The 14,353-nt window shown below is 41.8% G+C and carries 18 protein-coding genes and 3 pseudogenes; 17 read left to right on the top strand and 4 right to left on the bottom strand.

Features of this window, described 5'->3' with window-relative positions:
• Positions 1–3: 3 nt before the first annotated feature.
• From DXZ23_RS08675 to DXZ23_RS08615, 15 genes are all read left to right on the top strand, one after another.
• Positions 4–198, top strand: a complete 195-nt coding sequence (locus DXZ23_RS08675) for a helix-turn-helix domain-containing protein (RefSeq protein WP_017805656.1) — start codon at positions 4–6, stop codon at positions 196–198.
• Positions 195–395: a hypothetical protein gene (locus DXZ23_RS08670; RefSeq protein ID WP_017805655.1), complete on the top strand. Its 201-nt coding sequence runs from the start codon at positions 195–197 to the stop codon at positions 393–395. The genes DXZ23_RS08675 and DXZ23_RS08670 overlap by 4 nt, the downstream gene beginning before the upstream one ends.
• 9 nt (positions 396–404) lie before the next feature.
• The gene (locus DXZ23_RS08665) at positions 405–1,025 is read left to right on the top strand and encodes a DUF3164 family protein (RefSeq protein WP_017805654.1); all 621 of its coding nucleotides are present in this window, start codon (positions 405–407) and stop codon (positions 1,023–1,025) included.
• Between the two features lie 179 nt (positions 1,026–1,204).
• On the top strand, positions 1,205–1,405 hold the full coding sequence (locus DXZ23_RS08660; protein WP_017806858.1) for an ANR family transcriptional regulator: 201 nt from the start codon (positions 1,205–1,207) through the stop codon (positions 1,403–1,405).
• Positions 1,395–1,562 carry a hypothetical protein gene (locus DXZ23_RS15445; protein ID WP_172457183.1) on the top strand — a complete coding sequence of 56 codons (168 nt, stop codon included), beginning with the start codon at positions 1,395–1,397 and terminating at the stop codon, positions 1,560–1,562. Before DXZ23_RS08660 ends, DXZ23_RS15445 begins: the two co-directional genes overlap by 11 nt.
• Positions 1,559–1,726, top strand: a complete 168-nt coding sequence (locus DXZ23_RS15440; protein WP_165381627.1) for a hypothetical protein — start codon at positions 1,559–1,561, stop codon at positions 1,724–1,726. Before DXZ23_RS15445 ends, DXZ23_RS15440 begins: the two co-directional genes overlap by 4 nt.
• Positions 1,727–1,728: 2 nt before the next feature.
• On the top strand, positions 1,729–2,040 hold the full coding sequence (locus tag DXZ23_RS08655; protein ID WP_017806810.1) for a hypothetical protein: 312 nt from the start codon (positions 1,729–1,731) through the stop codon (positions 2,038–2,040).
• A complete protein-coding gene (locus DXZ23_RS08650; RefSeq protein ID WP_017806809.1) occupies positions 2,037–2,276 on the top strand; it encodes a hypothetical protein in 240 nt (79 codons plus the stop codon). The genes DXZ23_RS08655 and DXZ23_RS08650 overlap by 4 nt, the downstream gene beginning before the upstream one ends.
• A gap of 18 nt (positions 2,277–2,294) precedes the next feature.
• Positions 2,295–2,615, top strand: a complete 321-nt coding sequence (locus tag DXZ23_RS08645; protein ID WP_017806808.1) for a hypothetical protein — start codon at positions 2,295–2,297, stop codon at positions 2,613–2,615.
• A 73-nt stretch (positions 2,616–2,688) separates the two neighbouring features.
• On the top strand, positions 2,689–3,177 hold the full coding sequence (locus DXZ23_RS08640; protein ID WP_017806807.1) for an HI_1489 N-terminal domain-containing protein: 489 nt from the start codon (positions 2,689–2,691) through the stop codon (positions 3,175–3,177).
• A complete protein-coding gene (locus tag DXZ23_RS08635; protein ID WP_017806806.1) occupies positions 3,167–3,538 on the top strand; it encodes a hypothetical protein in 372 nt (123 codons plus the stop codon). The genes DXZ23_RS08640 and DXZ23_RS08635 overlap by 11 nt, the downstream gene beginning before the upstream one ends.
• Positions 3,528–3,935, top strand: a complete 408-nt coding sequence (locus DXZ23_RS08630; RefSeq protein WP_017806805.1) for a gp16 family protein — start codon at positions 3,528–3,530, stop codon at positions 3,933–3,935. Before DXZ23_RS08635 ends, DXZ23_RS08630 begins: the two co-directional genes overlap by 11 nt.
• A gap of 306 nt (positions 3,936–4,241) precedes the next feature.
• Positions 4,242–4,916, top strand: coding sequence for an antA/AntB antirepressor family protein (locus tag DXZ23_RS08625; RefSeq protein WP_021724228.1), 675 nt, complete (start codon positions 4,242–4,244; stop codon positions 4,914–4,916).
• Complete coding sequence (locus DXZ23_RS08620) at positions 4,903–5,109, top strand: hypothetical protein (RefSeq protein ID WP_017807587.1); 207 nt, start codon at positions 4,903–4,905, stop codon at positions 5,107–5,109. The genes DXZ23_RS08625 and DXZ23_RS08620 overlap by 14 nt, the downstream gene beginning before the upstream one ends.
• Positions 5,110–5,162: 53 nt before the next feature.
• Positions 5,163–5,384 carry a hypothetical protein gene (locus DXZ23_RS08615; protein ID WP_017807588.1) on the top strand — a complete coding sequence of 74 codons (222 nt, stop codon included), beginning with the start codon at positions 5,163–5,165 and terminating at the stop codon, positions 5,382–5,384.
• Here the strand turns inward: DXZ23_RS08615 and DXZ23_RS08610 are convergent.
• Positions 5,381–6,031, bottom strand: a pseudogene (locus tag DXZ23_RS08610) (IS1595-like element ISHpa1 family transposase). The gene DXZ23_RS08615 and the pseudogene DXZ23_RS08610 overlap by 4 nt on opposite strands.
• Positions 6,032–6,096: 65 nt before the next feature.
• Between DXZ23_RS08610 and DXZ23_RS08605 the strand changes: the two are divergent.
• Positions 6,097–9,357, top strand: coding sequence for a two-partner secretion domain-containing protein (locus DXZ23_RS08605; RefSeq protein ID WP_017806802.1), 3,261 nt, complete (start codon positions 6,097–6,099; stop codon positions 9,355–9,357).
• A 24-nt stretch (positions 9,358–9,381) separates the two neighbouring features.
• On the opposite strand, the gene DXZ23_RS08600 is transcribed toward DXZ23_RS08605, so the two are convergent.
• Both DXZ23_RS08600 and DXZ23_RS08595 read right to left on the bottom strand, forming a co-directional pair.
• On the bottom strand, positions 9,382–10,329 hold the full coding sequence (locus DXZ23_RS08600; RefSeq protein WP_017805811.1) for an IS110 family transposase: 948 nt from the start codon (positions 10,327–10,329) through the stop codon (positions 9,382–9,384).
• Between the two features lie 170 nt (positions 10,330–10,499).
• Positions 10,500–11,159: pseudogene (locus DXZ23_RS08595) on the bottom strand (IS1595 family transposase).
• Between the two features lie 120 nt (positions 11,160–11,279).
• Here DXZ23_RS08595 and DXZ23_RS08590 point away from each other — a divergent pair.
• Positions 11,280–11,891, top strand: a pseudogene (locus DXZ23_RS08590) (SLC13 family permease); the annotation flags it as partial.
• 100 nt (positions 11,892–11,991) lie between these two features.
• Here DXZ23_RS08590 and metE read toward each other — a convergent pair.
• Complete coding sequence (gene metE, locus DXZ23_RS08585) at positions 11,992–14,265, bottom strand: 5-methyltetrahydropteroyltriglutamate--homocysteine S-methyltransferase (RefSeq protein WP_017806799.1); 2,274 nt, start codon at positions 14,263–14,265, stop codon at positions 11,992–11,994.
• Positions 14,266–14,353: the final 88 nt, after the last annotated feature.

Here is a 14,353-nt window from a genome sequence, read left to right as displayed (position 1 = left end):
GTAATGGCAAAGTCTCTTGATATTTACGCCGTCTATGAGGGTGAGGATAACTTAGGAGACGGCACTGCGGAACAGTTAGCAAAGCAATTTAACTTAAGTAAAACCACGATTTATCGCTACGCTAAGTTGGGCGATAAAGCAAGCAAAAAGAAACGTTTGATTGTGATCAAAATTGATAAAGAGGAAAAAACCAAATGAAAAAAATCGCCGTAATTTGTACCGCACTTTTGTTGGCTGGGTGTGATGCACAAACCCAAGCCAAGTTTAACGAAGTGCGAATTGCTGAAATCTGTAAAAGTGGCGTGGTGTATTTGGTTGTTAATAACGGCGGCATCACCCCCAAAATCAACGGCAATTATGACGTTTATACCTGTAATCAATCAGCTAACCCATAGGAGAAAACAATGAGTAAAACCGTAATTGAAGGCAAAACCTACTGGCGAGATGCCAAAGGCAACCTTACCCCCGAAGAGCTGGTAAAAGAGATCGACCAAGCACGCCACGCCTTAGTGTGCGAGTGGGTGGAAAAAGCCAAAGCCTTAAACCTTGAGATGAGCCGCTTTAAAGGTGGGATTTTTGGTGATATTCAGGCTTTCATCGAACTGTCCGCCGAAAAGTACAACGCCAAACTGGGCGGCAACAAAGGCAACGTTACGCTATTTAGCTATGACGGCAAATACAAAATCGTGCGAGCGATTAGCGATCATTTGCAATTTGATGAACGCATTCAGGCGGCTAAGGCGTTAATTGATGAGTGCCTTAGCGAATGGTCGGAAGGCTCTCGCCCAGAGCTAAAAACCTTGATTGAACGTGCTTTTGATGTGGATAAAGAAGGCAATCTCAACACAGGGAGAATTTTAGGCTTACGCCGTGTTGAAATCACCGACCCACGTTGGCTCAATGCAATGCAAGCCATTAGCGAAAGTGTGCAAGTAGTCAGCTCTAAAGCCTATGTGCGAGTTTATGAGCGTGTGGGTGATAGCGATCAATATCAGCCGATTAGTTTGGATATGGCGGGGGTGTAAATGGACGATGTGATTGTAATGCTGGGGTATTTTGTCTTAATGGGGTGGCTAATGTATAAATCAATTTAAAACCCTTTTCAACGCTCTTTTAATCTCCCCCAGCCCCCTCTTTACAAAAGAGGGGGAAGAGAAGGAAGGGCGTTTATAAAGTGTTTTAACCATCAAAACAGGAGCAAAAAATGGCAAAACAAACCTTTAAAGATGCGGCGGAAATTGCCGCAGAAATCGAAAAAGCGGGCGATTACCGCAATGCGGCGAGGTTGTGGGGAGTAGCGGCAACTTTGGCAAATAAAATGGAAAACCAACAATGGTGCGAAAACCGAGCAGATTTTTGTCGCCGAGTAGCAACAAGACCGTTTAAGGGGGCAGATGATGAATAAATATCTTGTCAGAGTTTATGGAATGGTTGAAATCACCGTAGAAGCCGAAAGCATTGAGCAGGCGGCGGAAAAATGTGATTTAAACACCTTAGACCTGAATAAATTGCCTCATCAGATTACGGAAATTGACGAGGTTGTGGAGGTTGAAGAGCTATGACAACGCAAAAGCAAAGTGAACTTGCACTCAAGCTGGATATGATGATCGGACAGCTTCAACAAGCAGTCAGAGCGATTAATACGGGCAACTATATTGCGGCGGGGGTGTATATGGAAATGGTGCAAAACCAACTGCCAAAGGCGAGATGGCAGGTAAGGGGGTAAAGATGATTGACGAAAAAGTCCGAATGACAATCGAAATAGAAATGGAACGCCACCAGCTTGAACAGCTAGAAATATCAAGCAAAACGGACGTTTTAGGTGGCAATATTGTTCGGCTTGATTGGGAAGGTGGAGTATTTGACGAGGTTGATGCCTATCGTACTTTATTTGACACAATAGATCCGAATTTAATGATGCTCCTTTTTGATAACCTAGACAATGAGGATTTTGTTAATGAATTACAACTTGCCATTAAACGAGCCATTACGCCAGTTATCAAAGATAAACGTAAAGCAATTTTGGAGAGTGAAAAATGAACGCGTTAGTAATGTATCGTGGCAAAGAATATAGCGTCCCTAACTGGGTAAATTATATCGCCACTGATCCAACAGGTGAGGTGTATGGGTTTAAAGATAGACCAACCCCTAAATTACCCTCTGATGATCTTGGTTATGTCGGGTGCTTGACTTTTGGGTGGGATTTAAGCAAGTGCCAGTTTATTCGGTTGAGTGCTTGTAAAGATTGGTTGCACTCTTTGTGTGAAGTTAGATGAAAGAAATAAGGGATAAAAATGAAAGAATATGAATACATACTGCTAGATTGCGATGAAGACGCCAGCAAAGAAGATGTACTAAAAAGTCTTGAAGGTAAAACATGGGAGCGTTTTGAGAGCGATTACAGTTGCCTTGATACTATTGCCGAAGAAATTTTAAAAGAAAATCATTTAGAATGGGAGATTTATGACGAAGAAGCTGATGGTGTCTGCCTTGCTGTAAAAAAAGCCAATAGTGAAGACTTTGAGGTTTATTATGTACAACCTAGGTATTCATTTACTCCAAGGAGCAACCTTATGTTTGATACTGATGATTTTAAAGATGAAAGTGTTACTTAAAACCCATTTACCGCCCTTTGTACCCAGAGGGCGGAATAATGTGTTTTAACCCCGTTTTAAAAGGAGTTTAAAAATGAAATGTAAATGCCCTGCGTGCGGGGCGGTGTTGTCGCTAGATGTGTTGTTACAGCACGACCAAGCAAGCCAAGCGGTGATGAACGCGTTATCGCTCAATGGCGAGTTTGGGCGGTTGGCGGTGCAGTATTTAGCTCTATTCCGCCCTGAAAAATCCGCACTCACAATGGATCGCTTAGCGAAACTACTCAGTGAATTGGTTGATGAGGTGCAACGCGGGCAATTTAGCCGTAATGGGCAGGTTTATTCTGCCCCCATTGAATGTTGGATTGATGGCTTAACCATTGTATTAAACAGTCGCCACCATATCAAACGCCCGCTTACCTCACACGGTTATTTGTATGAGGTGATGACTAAGTGGCAAGCCAAAAATAGCCATCACAATATGATGAACGGGCAAAGTAATCCGCCTGCCACTGCCCCACAATTCGGCAGCAAAACAGGCAAAGCCTTACAAAATTTAGCGGAGTTTGCCAATGGCAGATGAAAAATGGCTAAAACGAACCGTAGCTCAAGGGTTGGGAAAATTGGTGGTGTTACGCCTTGCCAACCAACCGCCCGAAGAGATGATCAAAGCCACGGCGGAAGTGTGGGTGCAGGTGATTTTAAGCCAACGCCTTTATGGCGGCTGGCAAGAGAAAGAAGATAAATGGCGAATTGAGCAGGCATTTATGCGGTTATGTGCGGAATGTGAGCGTTTTCCGGCCCCGAAAATGCTGTTAGACCGCTTACCCAATCGCAAAGTGATGGAATTACCCAAGCCCGAACCGCAACCGCTCACACCCGAGCGAAAAGCGAAAATTAAAGCCATACTAAACGAATGGCGAGGAGCGTTAAATGCAAAATGAAAATTACCGCAAAAACCTGATTGCCAAAGTGCATATTGGTAAAAGTCAGTTAAAAATGGACGAAGAAACCTACCGCACTTTTTTAATGAACGCCGTAAATAAAACCAGTTGCAAAGCAATGACCAACGCCGAGCTTAATCAAGTGTTGGATTTAATGGCACAACGTGGGGCAAAAGTGCGGTCGAATTTTTGGGGAAATCGCCCAAGTCCAGCTAAAGCGAAAAAGCCGTACCTTGCCAAAATTACCGCATTACTTGCTAAGCATAACCTTACACCGCAGTATGCTGACACGATTGGCAAAAAAGCCTTTGGTATTGAATTTATTGACTGGCTTGCTGTGTGGCAATTAAAAAAGGTGATCCAAATGTTGTCGGTGTATGACAACAAGAAAAAATAACAAAACATTTTGCATAAAATCGCTTTTGGGGCTTGACGCAAGGGGAAAAAAAAGTTAATTTTGCGATCAAGCTTCCAAAAAAAGCGACAGTACGGCTAGTGCAACCGTTATTTGTGCTATTTTTTTATCTGCAATTTGAGCATCAGAACGCCCAAGTGCGGTGAAAAAATGAAAACTTTTTAATCAATGGTCGAGAGTGCGAGGAATACAATACCGCAAGGGAATAACTCCGCTGTTTACTGTACAGTTTTTGGCTCTCGACCGCCCTACCAAAAATAGGGTTTCCACAAAAAGGAAAAATACAGTATGACAAATTTACCTATCAATGCCTTTACTGGCACTATCAATAATCAACCTACCCTTTTAATTAATGCTCGTGATCTTCATAAAGTATTGCAGGTCAGAACTCGTTTTGATATTTGGATTAATCGCCGTTTAGAAGATAATCTCTTTTTAGAAAATGTTGATTTTTTGAACGTGATCAAATCTGAACGTGTTAAAACTGGGGTATGGGGAAGTCGTGAAATGGAAGTGAAAGACTACCACCTAACCATCGACACCGCCAAACATCTTTGCTTAATGGAACATAGCGAAATCGGCTATCAAATCCGTCAGCAATTTATCGAAGACGATAACAAAATGCGTGCCTTAATTCCGCAATTAAACGCGGAGTTGAACGAAGCGAAACGGCAACTTCTCAGCATTCCTACTTTTTTACGCCAAAACCCGCAAGAATTAGGCGTGCTTTTAACCAATGCCCGCAAAGCCTTATTTGTCGCGCACCCAGAATGTGAAAAAATTGTGCTGTATCGTGAAATGGGACTCAACAACAGCGAAATCGCCAAATTGTTAGACTTAGGCAAAACTGCTCTTGAAAATCGCTTGCGTAAACTCTTTGATTTAGGGCTGCTACAACGCCGTCAAACACAGAACACACAATTAGCGTTATTTAGTCAAGGAGGCAACAATGAACAAGTTTAATCAATTTGACAAAATCGAAGATGTTCGCCGCGTGGCAGAGGGGTTAAAAAGCCTGCAACATCTGCTAGAAATTGTGGATAATACTGCCGATCAAATTAGTTTAGATCAGCTTGCTTGCCTAATTGGGGCGTTAGCGTTTAAATTAAATTGTGATGTAGATCAGATGTTGGCAATTTTACACTCGACAGAGTAAGCAATATTTAATAAATTAAAGGCTCGTTTAGAGCCTTTTTTAATGGAGAAAATATGAAAAAATTAATGCTTGCAATGCTATGTAGCATGCTTTCATTGTCTGTTTTTGCAATGACAGATGAAGCAAAAAATGAATTAACAAAAGCATTGCGAGGGGATTATCAAACCTTAAGAAATGTAGCTTATTCGATGAAAAGTGGTATAAGGGGACATGACAAAAATCCAATAACGGCGTGTGCATTACGCAAAATTATTGGGGCTGTCCTAGATAACTAGACTAAACTCCCTTTAACCAATTGTTTTAAAATAGAAATTTGACTTTTTATGTTGCTGTAATTAAAACGCCATTCACATTCCTTTAAATAAAGCTCAAAATGCGCTTTTGGGATACCATTAAATTTGCGTAAATGGCGTTTTGCTTGGCTTCAAAAATTCTCAATTCCGTTAATGTGGTTATGATTTTCAGCAAAATGTGTGCTGTGATTGATACGAAAATGACTAAATTCACTCACATCAAGCACGTCATAACTACGATAATTATCGGTGTAAACAATACTATCAGGCTTTACCTGCTCCCGAATAATGGGTAACAAGGTGGCAGATTGCGTATTTGGAACCGCAACGGTATAAACCTTGCCATTGCGCTTGAGAAGCCCGAATACCGCAATTTTCCCTGCCGCACCACGACCACGTTTGCCTTTGCGAGCACCGCCAAAATAACTTTCATCGGCTTCAATTTCACCTTCAAACATCTCTAAGTGAAGGCTGTTTTGATAGATGAGTTGGCGTAAACGATGAAAGTAATATGCGGCAGTCGTTTTGTTTACATTGACTAACTCTGCTGCTGTCCTTGCAGTAACACCTGCAACAAATAGCTCAATGAGTTTATTTTGTTTGTGCTGACTTAGACGACTTTTTCTCATTGGTTCATTCTAACCTAAATAGATTTTTTAGTTGTTATCTAGGACAGCCCCTAAATAATTTTCGTGTGATTTTCAGCAAAACACTGCAACGCCTTATCGTGGTGTCTGAACTGGCAAAAGCCGAAGGCAAAGCAAAAAGTGAAATGCCTCAAACACAAAGTGCGGTCGGTTTTTTACCGATTTTTGCCAAATTAAAACCGCTCACTTTCCGTTTATTCTGTGCTTTGGGTTTTGTCTTTTCCCCTTCGGCGTTTGCCGAAACCTTAATCATCAAAGCCGATCCTAATGCACCTAAAAATCAGCAACCTATTGTCCTTCAAACTGCTAATGGATTGCCACAAGTCAATATTCAAACACCCAATGATAAAGGGCTTTCCCATAATAAATACCAAGATTTTAATGTGGATAAGAAAGGGGCGATTCTCAATAACAGTCATAAAGCCGTAGCGACACAGCAAGCGGGCTGGGAGCAAGGCAATCCTTACCTTGCTCGTGGTGAAGCCAAAGTCATTCTCAATGAAGTTACTTCCACAAATCCAAGCCAACTGAAAGGTTATCTTGAAGTGGCAGGAAAAAAAGCCGAAGTGATTATCGCCAACCCAAATGGGCTGCACTGTGATGGCTGTGGCACGATTAACGCCACCCGCTCCACAATGACCACAGGCAAACCGCTGATTGAAGCGGGACGTGTAACAGGCTTTCAGGTCGAAAAAGGCAAAATGGTGGTGAGCGGTAAAGGCTTAGATAATAGCCGTGTTGATTATACGGATATCCTTGCTCGAGAAGCAGAAATCAATGCAGGCATTTGGGCAGGTAAAAAGCTCAATGTGGTTACAGGGAAAAATACCGTCAAACAAGCAGAGCTTGTCAATGCCGACAATGAACTACAAATTACCCGCATTGACAGCAAAAATCGCAGTGAAAATACACCACACTTTGCTTTAGATGTGAGTGAACTTGGTGGTATGTATGCGGGGAAAATTCATCTTGCTGGTACTGAACAAGGGCTAGGCGTACGTAATGTGGGGCATATTGGGGCGAGTGCTGGAGAAGTTGTGATTGACTCACAAGGGCGGATAGTCAATCAAGGCATCATTGCTGCGAAAGGTGATATACAAGCAAATAGCCAAAACCAAATACGTAATCAAGGACAATTGCTCGCAGAAGCTCATCTTGCAACCAGAAGTTCTCACTTAGATAATAGAGGGGGAACAATTAAGGGAAAATCTGCCCAAATTAATGTAAAGGAATCCGTAGATAATAGTAAAGTCAGCCCTAAAGGTTCATTGATTCAATCCACAGAAAAACTCACCATTAATGCCAAACAATTCACTAATCAAAACACAAAAGATTCTGAAATTAGCCAACCTGAACAGGGAATCTTAGCCAAAGTTGTAGCATTAAATGCAGATAGCCTTGTAAATCAAAATGGGGCAGTTTATGCGGGAGAAACAATTCAACTTAACCTTGCACAAAATTTGGAAAATCAACAAGGCGAAATCCTCTCTTTGAGGGCGTTGCAAATTCAAGGCGATAAACTGAATATTAATAACGAACAAGGTAAAATTGTAAGTAAAGGAGACTTAACCTTACAGGCTCAGCACCTCAATAATTATCAAGGTGGTGAGTTATCAGGTCAGAATGCTCGTATTCAAGCCAATGATATTTTTAATCGGGGTTTAATCGATGGTGGAAAAACCTTATTAAAAAGCACCGCACTTTCCAATTTAGGCACTGGGCGAATTTACGGCGATCATCTTGCGATTGAAACGCAAATAATGGCATTAAATGATAAAGAGGGCGATAAATCAGGAACGATTGCTGCTCGCGAACGGTTAGATATTGCGGTAGGCACACTGACTAATCGAGACCACGCCTTGATTTTTAGTGCGGGCGATATGGGGATTGGCGGAGAATTAGGTTCGGATTATCACGCCATAGGGGAGGCAATGTTTATTGATAATGGTAGTGCCACCATTGAAGCACTAGGGAATGCTTATATGAATACGGCACGCCTTTGGAACCATGATTTACATTTAATTCTTGGCGAATTTCATACCGATGAACATCGAGAAGAATATGCTCCGCAAAATATCGCACGACGTTATGTTCTTGTAGATAAAGAAGGGCGACATGGTTATTTTGATCTTAAAAATAATGACGAAGATGATAGTAAATCTTATCTTCATTTGAATGATGGACAAACTATTGGAGCGAATGCCTGGATGCATTGGGTCTATAATCGTCATACCATTACCACAACCATTGAAGAGCGAGATCCCGCTAAATTATTAATTGGAGGTGATTTCCATGTAACTGGCAAAATGTTAGAAAATAATGCTTCTACTCTTTCTGTAGGGAAGCATTTATTACTCGGCAACGAGGTATTTACAAACAATGACACCAATGAGATTTTACATTCCACAACAGGGACATCACTCAATAATATCGATATTACAGGGACAATAAACGTTACAGACAAAGGACGCTGGGATAGCTTTCACAAAGAGCATCGTAGACACGGTATAACAAAGAAAGTATGGGCGAATTACAGTACAGGAGAAGGCAATATAAATGATATTCATCCCACAATTCATTTTGAATTTAACAAAGTAGAAAATGTCATAGGAAAGCCTATCTCTGGAACAAATACAGAGATTGAGAAGAAATCAGAGGCAATTACACCAAGCCAAATTAACGGAATAGCCCTAACCTTGCCACAACAAAGTCTTTATCAGATTAATCCTACTGCACCTAATGGCTATTTAATTGAAACTGATCCACGTTTTAGCAATCGCGAACAATGGCTAAGTTCTGATTATATGTTCAATGCCTTGCGGTTTGATCACAATATTATGTTAAAACGTCTAGGTGATGGGTTTTATGAGCAACGTCTAGTAAATGAACAGATTAACCAGCTAACAGGGCAGCGTTTTTTAGCTAATTACCTGACGGATTACCAGCAATATAAGGCCTTGATGGATAATGCTATTTATTATGCGAAAGCCTTTCATCTTATACCCGGAGTAGAATTAACCGCTCTCCAAATGCAAGAGCTTACTTCTGATATGGTTTGGTTAGTTAATCGAGAGATTACGTTGCCAAATGGAGAAAAAACAACCGCACTTGTCCCGAAAGTCTATCTTGCTCCTCGTAACTTAAAGATATCCCAGCATAATGGTAAGGGAGCGGTGATTTCTGCCCGTCAAATCATAGGCAACATTGATGATTTACAAAATAATGGTGTAATAGCTGGACGTGATTTAACCCAAATATCAGCTGATTATATTAAAAATAGCGGCATTGTAGCAACTGTATTCCGCTAAAAAGCAAAAATACAAATTCGTTAATTAAAGTGCGTGAGCGTCCCATTGCGAGTCATCGCGGACAATCGCATTTAAAATGGTGAGAAGTTTACGCATACAGGCGTTAATCGCCACTTTGAACGCCTTACCATTAGCACGTAAGCGTTCGTAAAATTGTTTGAGTTTAGGCTCAAAACGCACACAAACAAATGTTGCCATATACAGTGCATTTCGTACGGCTTTGCGACCACCTGAACAGCGGCTTTTCCATTTGGTGTTGCCACTTTCTTTAGGATGGGGTGCAACACCAACAAGTGAAGCGATTTGTTTATGTGTGTATTGACCTAACTCAGGCAACATTGACATCAAAACGGCTATTGTTTGTGTACCCAACCCTTTGATGTCTTTAAACTTTTTTATTGTATCGTCAAAATGTTTGAGATGCTGTTCGATTTCCCTATCCAGCTCATCAATACGCAGGCTGAGATAGTCGATATGCTGTTCAACACTGAATACTTGTGTGGAATGAACTTGTTCAAGGCGGTTTTTCTCCGCAAAACGCATTTCAACAAGCTGATTACGGCGTGAAACAAGGGCTTCAAGCTGTTCCTGCTCGGGAGTGGGTGGTATGTAAAGCTGCTGTGCTACATTATCACGCATTGCGAGCATTTGGGCGTAAAAAGCCAACATTTTAGCATCTTTATTGTCGGTTTTTGCTAGTGACTGCGACATCGCAAACTGATTGGTTTGTCGCGGGTTGGCAATCACCACACGAAAGCCTGTGCGGTGGAGTGCTTTAGCTAATGGGAGTTCAAGCCCACCGGTGCTTTCAAGGACAATTAAGTCCACACTGAAACGACGTAAATACTCAATGGTATGTGCAATCCCTTTCGGATTGTTGGTTTCGGTTTTTGTTCGTTTTTGGGTAGAAAGCCCAATGACGAAATGACGTTTAGCAACATCAATACCACAATAAGTTTGTTCATTCATCATTAACCTGCCTTGCATTCGGGTTTAAGTCTGGCAACTGTTCGGTTTTTTGGTGAAATGTTATCTGCTCTCATTGCTACAACTCGGTTTGTTGCTTGGGGCGGACGCGAGATGCAGATAACGGGGTTTTGTTGCTATTTTATATTAATTTTAGGGGCTGTAGTAGATTAGCCCTAAATTTCACACCATTTTCGCAATATTTTTAACTGCTCTTTTGGTGTCCCAAAGTTAAACCGAAATTCACATTCCTTCAAGAATAAAGGAAAGTTTTTTCGGTTAATTCCATTATATTTTCGCAGTATCCGCTTCGCCTGATTCCAAAAATTTTCAATGCCATTAATATGATTTTGTTTCACCGCAAATAGCTCGGAATGATTGATTCATTCGTGGTGAAATTCACTCACATCAAGCGCATCATAACTGCGATAAGTGTCCGTATAAACCCAGCTATCAGGCTTGATTTTTCTTTTAATAACAGGGAGTAATGTTTCACTCTTGGTGTTTTCAACCACAACAGTAAATACCTTTCCTTGTCGTTTTAGTAACCCAAAAACAGCAACTTTTCCAGCCGCTCCTCGTCCTCGTCCTCGTTTTCCCTTTCGATGACCACCAAAATAGCTTTCGTCTAGTTCAATTTCCCCCTCAAAAATCTCGTTAACTTCAAGGGATAAATGATAGCCAATCACAAGCCTGATTTTATGGTAGAACAAAGCGGCTGTATTCGGTTGAATATCTAGCAAATTTGCTGCTGTTCTTGCAGTAACTTCTGCGACAAAAAACTCAAGCAGTTTTTTCTGTATGGATTGCTTTAATTTACAATATGTTATCTTCATTTTTGTAGTATAGCATTGTTACTAATCTACTACAGCCCCATTTATAAATACAAATTAAAATATCAAGCCCCTTTGCATTTTGATTTTTTAACCCAAGATGAAATAGAGGTTAGCAGCCAAGAAAAATTACACAAAACCATTGTACTCATTATTTTAGCGATCACCTTATTTTGCTGGCTGACCTCCAAATGAATTGGTATTCCCGTTGCCGCAGCTTCGGGGATTCCTATTGTGGCTTTAACAATGACAGGCGTGCTAGAAGCAAAAGATGTCCGCCGCTTGCCTTGGGATACTTTAATGCTGGTTGCTGGTGGTTTAGCGTTAGGGCTTGCAATTGAAGAGCAGCAAATTGCAACGCATTTTGTGGAGAAAATTAGCCATATTCAAGTAAGCTTTGTGTTATTGCTTATCTTATTTGGCTTTATCACGGTGTTATTATCGAATTTTATGAGTAACACTGCTGCCACAACCATTCTCATACCAATGGGAGTATCTTTGCTCGCAATGGTAGGCGGAGGAAATGTCAATCCAACAATTTTACCCTTAGTGATCGGGCTAAGTGCTTCTTGTGCGTTATTTTTACCCGTTTCCACACCACCGAATACCATTGCTTTTAGTACAGGTTTGATCAAACAATCTGAATTTCGTTTAGGTGGGGTAATTATTGGGTTGCTTGGGCCAGCATTAACGATGGTGTGGATAATGTTGTTATCTGCCGTTCATTTAGTTTAGCGACGAATTACAGCAAGGTAGGGCTTTTTTTTCTAGAGAAAAATCGTAAAAAAACACCGCACTTAAGTGCGGTGATATTTTCTCAATTTTTTAGTTTTTATTAAGCCAGTTCAGCACGCAATTTCTTCGTCACATCCACCATTACTTCTAATTGCTGTAAGGTTTCTGTCCAGCCACGGGTTTTTAATCCACAGTCTGGGTTTACCCATAAACGCTCTTTTGGTACCACTTTCAAGGCTTTGCGTAGCAGATATTCAATTTCCTCTAGTTTTGGTACGCGTGGACTGTGAATGTCGTACACGCCTGGACCGATGTCGTTTGGATATTTGAAATCAGCGAATGCGTTTAATAATTCCATATCCGAACGTGAAGTTTCAATGGTGATCACGTCCGCATCAAGTGCCGCGATGGCTGGCAAGATGTCGTTAAATTCGGAATAACACATATGGGTGTGAATTTGTGTATCATCTTGCACGCCCATTGAGCTTAAGCGGAACGCTTCGCCTGCCCATTGGAGATATGCGTCCCAATCCGCACGTTTGAGCGGTAAGCCTTCGCGGATCGCAGGCTCGTCAATTTGAATGACTTTGATACCCGCTTTTTCCAAGTCTAACACTTCATCAGACAATGCCACGCCAATTTGCTTACATACGGTCGCACGCGGAATATCGTTACGCACGAAAGACCATTGTAAAATCGTAACAGGGCCAGTGAGCATTCCTTTCATCACTTTTTTGGTGAGGCTTTGGGCATATTGTGACCAGCGTACTGTCATTGGCTCTGGGCGTACTACATCGCCGTAAATAATTGGTGGCTTCACGCAACGTGAACCGTAGCTTTGCACCCAGCCGAATTTGGTGAAGGCAAAACCATCTAATAATTCCCCGAAGTATTCCACCATATCGTTACGTTCCGCTTCGCCGTGAACGAGGACATCAAGGTCGAGTTTTTCTTGCTCACGTACTACCAACTCGATTTCTTTTTTCATCGCCGCTTCGTAATCTTCAAGGCTTAGCGTGCCTTTTTTGAATTGGGCACGAGCTTGGCGAATTTCGCTAGTTTGCGGGAATGAGCCGATATTTGTGGTTGGTAATAACGGTAAATTTAACCACGCATTTTGTTTGGCGATACGCTCAGCAAATGGCGATTTGCGTTGATCCGCTCCCGCTGGTAAGTTTGCTAAACGTGCTGCCACTTCAGGGCGATGAATTTCTTTGCTGTTGGCACGTGAATCAGCCGCCGCTTGGCTTGCATCAAGCTCTGCTTGCACGGCAGCACGCCCTTGTTCAAGTTCGGTCTTAATGACGGACAATTCTTGCACTTTTTGAAGCGTGAACGCCAACCAGTTGTAAAGCTCAGGTTTGTTCTCTTTGAGTTGCACTTCCACAGAAAGATCATAAGGGGTATGCAATAAAGAGCAACTTGGTGCAATCCATAAACGCTCGCCTAATTTGGCTTTTAATGGCTCAAGCACATCTAGCACTTGATTGAGGTTGGCACGCCATACGTTACGCCCGTCAATTATACCTGCGGAAAGCACCTTGTCATAATCAGTAAAGGTAGCCAGTTGCTCAGGCGCACGCACTAAATCAATGTGCAAACCGTCCACAGGTAAGGCTTTGAGCAATTCCGCGTGTTGTGCCACCGAGCCAAAATAAGTCGCAAGTAATAATTTTGCGTTTACTTTTTCGCTTAATGTGGCATACACCGCTTTGTAAGCCTCAACCCACTCAGGGGCTAAATCCACCGCTAAGGCTGGTTCATCAATTTGAATCCACTCCACGCCCTCAGCCGCTAACGCGTTTAAGATTTCCACATAAACAGGCACAAGTTTGTTTAATAACTCAAAGCGGTTAAAGGATTCGCCTTTTTCTTTCCCTAAATGTAAGAATGTCAATGGACCAACAATGGTCGGCTTCACATTTAAACCAAGGGCTTTTGCTTCGCGAATTTGTTGCACATAATGGGCAGGATTGGCTTTAAATTCGGTATTTTTGTGAAATTCTGGCACAAGGTAGTGATAGTTGGTGTCGAACCATTTTGTCATCTCAATGGCGAATTGATCTTTATTACCACGCGCCAGTTGGAAATATTGCTCAAGGGTTAAGCTCTGGCTGTCGAAACCAAAACGTGCAGGAATTGCCCCAGTTGCCACTTGCAGATCTAAAATATGATCGTAGAAGGTGAAGTCAGCCACTGCGACATAATCCGCCTTCGCCGCCGCTTGGTGCTTCCAGTTGATCTCACGCAATGCTTTTGCGATGTCTAATAAATCTTGTTCTGCAATGTCCCCACGCCAATAACGCTCTTGAGCAAATTTAAGCTCACGTTTTGCACCAACGCGAGGAAAACCTAAAACGTGAAATGTTGTCATAATCAAACTCCTGTCTTTGTGATTTAATCAAATAGACGTCTAAACGTCTTTCTTGTCATTTATAATGCCCAAAGCGGTTGTATTATGC

The sequence above is a fragment of the Avibacterium paragallinarum genome (assembly GCF_900450705.1).
In the GTDB taxonomy this organism is placed as follows: domain Bacteria; phylum Pseudomonadota; class Gammaproteobacteria; order Enterobacterales; family Pasteurellaceae; genus Avibacterium; species Avibacterium paragallinarum.
The sequence above is the reverse complement of the archived record's forward strand: the minus strand, read 5'-3'. Positions and strand labels throughout refer to the sequence as shown.

Excerpts from the sequence above, each read along its gene's own strand:
- DXZ23_RS08600 (WP_017805811.1), bottom strand. The coding sequence starts at position 10,329 with ATGATGAATGAACAAACTTATTGTGGTATTGATGTTGCTAAACGTCAT.
- DXZ23_RS08625 (WP_021724228.1), top strand. The coding sequence starts at position 4,242 with ATGACAAATTTACCTATCAATGCCTTTACTGGCACTATCAATAATCAA.
- DXZ23_RS08620 (WP_017807587.1), top strand. The coding sequence starts at position 4,903 with ATGAACAAGTTTAATCAATTTGACAAAATCGAAGATGTTCGCCGCGTG.
- DXZ23_RS08655 (WP_017806810.1), top strand. The coding sequence starts at position 1,729 with ATGATTGACGAAAAAGTCCGAATGACAATCGAAATAGAAATGGAACGC.
- DXZ23_RS08675 (WP_017805656.1), top strand. The coding sequence starts at position 4 with ATGGCAAAGTCTCTTGATATTTACGCCGTCTATGAGGGTGAGGATAAC.
- metE (WP_017806799.1), bottom strand. The coding sequence starts at position 14,265 with ATGACAACATTTCACGTTTTAGGTTTTCCTCGCGTTGGTGCAAAACGT.
- DXZ23_RS15445 (WP_172457183.1), top strand. The coding sequence starts at position 1,395 with ATGATGAATAAATATCTTGTCAGAGTTTATGGAATGGTTGAAATCACC.
- DXZ23_RS08660 (WP_017806858.1), top strand. The coding sequence starts at position 1,205 with ATGGCAAAACAAACCTTTAAAGATGCGGCGGAAATTGCCGCAGAAATC.
- DXZ23_RS08670 (WP_017805655.1), top strand. The coding sequence starts at position 195 with ATGAAAAAAATCGCCGTAATTTGTACCGCACTTTTGTTGGCTGGGTGT.
- DXZ23_RS08665 (WP_017805654.1), top strand. The coding sequence starts at position 405 with ATGAGTAAAACCGTAATTGAAGGCAAAACCTACTGGCGAGATGCCAAA.
- DXZ23_RS08615 (WP_017807588.1), top strand. The coding sequence starts at position 5,163 with ATGAAAAAATTAATGCTTGCAATGCTATGTAGCATGCTTTCATTGTCT.
- DXZ23_RS08635 (WP_017806806.1), top strand. The coding sequence starts at position 3,167 with ATGGCAGATGAAAAATGGCTAAAACGAACCGTAGCTCAAGGGTTGGGA.
- DXZ23_RS08630 (WP_017806805.1), top strand. The coding sequence starts at position 3,528 with ATGCAAAATGAAAATTACCGCAAAAACCTGATTGCCAAAGTGCATATT.
- DXZ23_RS08640 (WP_017806807.1), top strand. The coding sequence starts at position 2,689 with ATGAAATGTAAATGCCCTGCGTGCGGGGCGGTGTTGTCGCTAGATGTG.
- DXZ23_RS08645 (WP_017806808.1), top strand. The coding sequence starts at position 2,295 with ATGAAAGAATATGAATACATACTGCTAGATTGCGATGAAGACGCCAGC.
- DXZ23_RS15440 (WP_165381627.1), top strand. The coding sequence starts at position 1,559 with ATGACAACGCAAAAGCAAAGTGAACTTGCACTCAAGCTGGATATGATG.
- DXZ23_RS08650 (WP_017806809.1), top strand. The coding sequence starts at position 2,037 with ATGAACGCGTTAGTAATGTATCGTGGCAAAGAATATAGCGTCCCTAAC.